This window comes from Roseovarius sp., from assembly GCF_040219995.1.
In the GTDB taxonomy this organism is placed as follows: Bacteria; Pseudomonadota; Alphaproteobacteria; order Rhodobacterales; family Rhodobacteraceae; genus Roseovarius.
The window spans coordinates 1-2,875 of sequence record NZ_JAVJUC010000027.1 but is presented as its reverse complement, the minus strand read 5'-3'; the positions used below and the strand labels follow the sequence as shown (position 1 = coordinate 2,875).

General features: G+C 62.6%; 3 protein-coding genes. All 3 read right to left on the bottom strand.

Annotation, left to right across the window (positions count from 1 at the left end):
* The coding region (locus RID11_RS12650) for a VirB4 family type IV secretion/conjugal transfer ATPase (RefSeq protein WP_350139663.1) at positions 1 to 2,313 on the bottom strand (2,313 nt) is incomplete at its 3' end.
* On the bottom strand, positions 2,303 to 2,581 hold the full coding sequence (locus tag RID11_RS12645) for a VirB3 family type IV secretion system protein (protein WP_012187324.1): 279 nt from the start codon (positions 2,579 to 2,581) through the stop codon (positions 2,303 to 2,305). The genes RID11_RS12650 and RID11_RS12645, both read right to left, overlap by 11 nt.
* Entirely contained in the window at positions 2,574 to 2,858 is a 285-nt protein-coding gene (locus RID11_RS12640) for a TrbC/VirB2 family protein (RefSeq protein WP_037931816.1), read from the bottom strand. Before RID11_RS12640 ends, RID11_RS12645 begins: the two co-directional genes overlap by 8 nt.
* Between the last annotated feature and the right edge of the window lie 17 nt (positions 2,859 to 2,875).

Sequence of the window (2,875 nt, the reverse complement as noted above, 5' to 3'; positions counted from 1 at the left end):
CTCCATGCCGCCGAGGATGGTGAGATTGGGCCCGAGAGCACTGAGATCGGCATCGACGACGATTGAGCCCTGGTCGTCGCGGATCAGCGCCAAACGGCTGTTGCTGCCCGTGTTGAGAAGGACGTCGAGCTCCTTCTCCGTTAGGTTCAGCATGGCGTAATCCGCAGGCTGCGCGCGGATATTGGGCAGCAGGATCTGCGTCGGCACGGCCTCGACGATGGTCTTGCCAGTTCGGGTGCGCTCAAGCTGGCTTGCGTATTGCGTCATCATCACCGCGACGGTGTTCTGCTTGCGCGCGGTCACCAGCCAGTTCGACAGCCGCTCGGCGAAATACGCATTGTCGAGCGCCTTCCAGGCCTCGTCGATCACGATGATGGTGGGGCGGCGATCCTCGATCTCGCGTTCGACCCGGCGGAAAAGATAGGAGAGAACCGCCATCCGCTCCTTGTCGGCCTCGCTGTCGAGAATGCCGGTCAGATCGAAGCCCACCACATCCCCTTTGAGCGAGAACGTGTCCTCGAGGCTCTGCCCGAAGATCCAGCCATAGCGGCCGTCTTCGGTCCACTCGAGCAGGCGCTGGTGCAGATCGCCGCCATCATCGGTGGACACAAAAAGTGATGCGAAATCCCGCCAGTTCCGCAGGGCCGGATTGGAGGCCTGCGCGTTCTGGCGCACCACTTCCTGGATGCGATTGGTCTGTGCTGGCGTCAGGGGCTTGTCGGCGCGATAGAGCAAAGTGGTGAGCCAGTCCGACAGCCATGCCGTGCCGCGCGCATCGGTCTCGGTCCAGAGCGGGTTGAGGCCCGTGGGCTGACCGGCGTTCAGGGACGCGTAGCGCCCGCCATTGGCGCGGACCGCCATCTCCATACCAAGACGGTAATCGAAGACGAAGATCCGTGCCCCTGCGCGACGGGCTTGGGTCATCAGAAAGGCCGAAAGCACCGATTTGCCCGACCCGGGCCGTCCCATGATCAGGGTATGGCCGCTAGTGGGTTCTTTGTCGGGCGAGCCTTGTTCGTGATAGGAAAACCGGTAGGCGCTCTGCTCCGGCGTGGGCAAATAAGTGACGACCCGGCCCCATGGGGTTTTCGCGGCGGGTTTGCCGAGCTGTGTCCGGTGAAAGGCCGCAAAATCCGCGAAGTTGCGATTGGTGACGGCGCTGGCACGCACGCGCTTGGGCTGGTTGCCGGGATGCTGGCTGAGGTAATGGGCCTTTGCGGCGACCCGCTCACCGATCATCTTCACGCCTTCGGTCGCGGCGGCGTTCACGATCTCGGCGCTGAGCGTCTGCAGCTCTTCGAGCGTGTCGCAAAAGAGCGTCACGACCATGTGATGCTCGCCGAAGCTCTGGCGCTTGGCTTCGAGATCATCGGCGGCGATGTCGAGGGCTTCCATGAGCGAGAGGGCCGCGTCCTGGCTCGCCTGCATCTGCCGCTTTTGCCGCTTGATGCGGCCCGCCATGAGGTTCGAATTGATCGGCGTGAAGGAGTGCGTGACGATCATGTCGACCGGCAGGTTCAGCATGTCGAACATGGTGCAGGAGGTGCCTTCGGAATATTCGCCGATGGTGAAGCTCTTGCCGTAGCGATGGCCCACGACGCCTTCCGAGAGCTCGAAATGGTCTCCGTGAAAAGTCACCCGGGTATTGGCGACGTTGAAGGACAGAAAGCCGTAGGTATTGGCAGGGTAGAGCGGCAGCTCGGTTCCCGTGTTCAGCGCGCCCAGAAACCCCACCAATTCCCCCGATGCAGCCGACAGCAGGCGCGGCTTGAGCTCGGTGAGGCCCGAAAGGAAGACGTTCACGGCCTCGCCGAGGCGCTGCAGGCGTTTGCGAGTCTCCTCCCTCAGTCGGTCTGGCGCGCTGCGGCTGAGGAACGGCAGGAGGCTTTTGGGCGGTGGGCGGTGAATGACGGTGAGCGTCAGCGTCTTGTCGCGGAGCCCGCTGGTTTCGAGCTTGGCGCGCCAACGCCGGTCGACCTCGCCCGCGAAGCTGTCCTCACGAATTGGGTCCAGATCCGGTTTGATGGCCTTTGAGACCTTGTGGACGTAATAACTGAATTCTGGCCCAAGCTGCGCGACGATACGGGCAAAAAGCGCCGTCACCTTGTCGAGATAGGCGTCGTCGGTCGTATAGCTGTTGATCCCCTCGAGCCGGATGCACCGGAAGAGCTCGTTCACCCGTGTCCGCACGGTCTGGTCGTCAACGAGGCTCACATAGGGCAGCATATGCGCGAGGCGGGTCTCGCGCGCATACCAGTCCGGCGTCATTGTGCGGGCATCGAGCGCAGCATCACGGGCGTCATCACGGGGCATAGCTGTCCCCGCCATGGATGGACCTGTTGCGCGTGGGTGGCGTCTCCTGCAGCGCCGTCATCATCACGTCGATGAAACGCGGGTCCCAATCCGCGGCCTTCCACAGCACCGGATAGAGAAGGGCGGCGACACCCAGCACCGCGATATGCTGGACCCAGACGAACAGGAGCACCGAGCCAAAGAGCCAGACCATCGCATACATGATGGGCAGGCCCAGAAGCTTGGGCGGCCGCACGAGGCCGAGAAAGAGAGGCGCGCGCTCAGCCACCGGCAAAGACCGCGGCAACGATGGTGGGGGCAGCCGCGACACCAGCGATGCCCACGAGGACCCAAAGCGCTTGGCGCAGGTCGATGATGTTGAAGAACCAGCTCAAGAAAACGCCGAGGACCGCGAGTGTGGCGATGACCACACCAAGAGGTCCGGTCAGCGCATCGACAATGCCCTGCAACAAGCTCTGGATCGGGGAAAGATCGATGCTCTGTGCAAGGGCGGGCTCGGCAATGAATAGGAATAGCGCCAGCGAGGCGACAAAGAGGTTTGAAATCCAACTTGTTTGGAAAA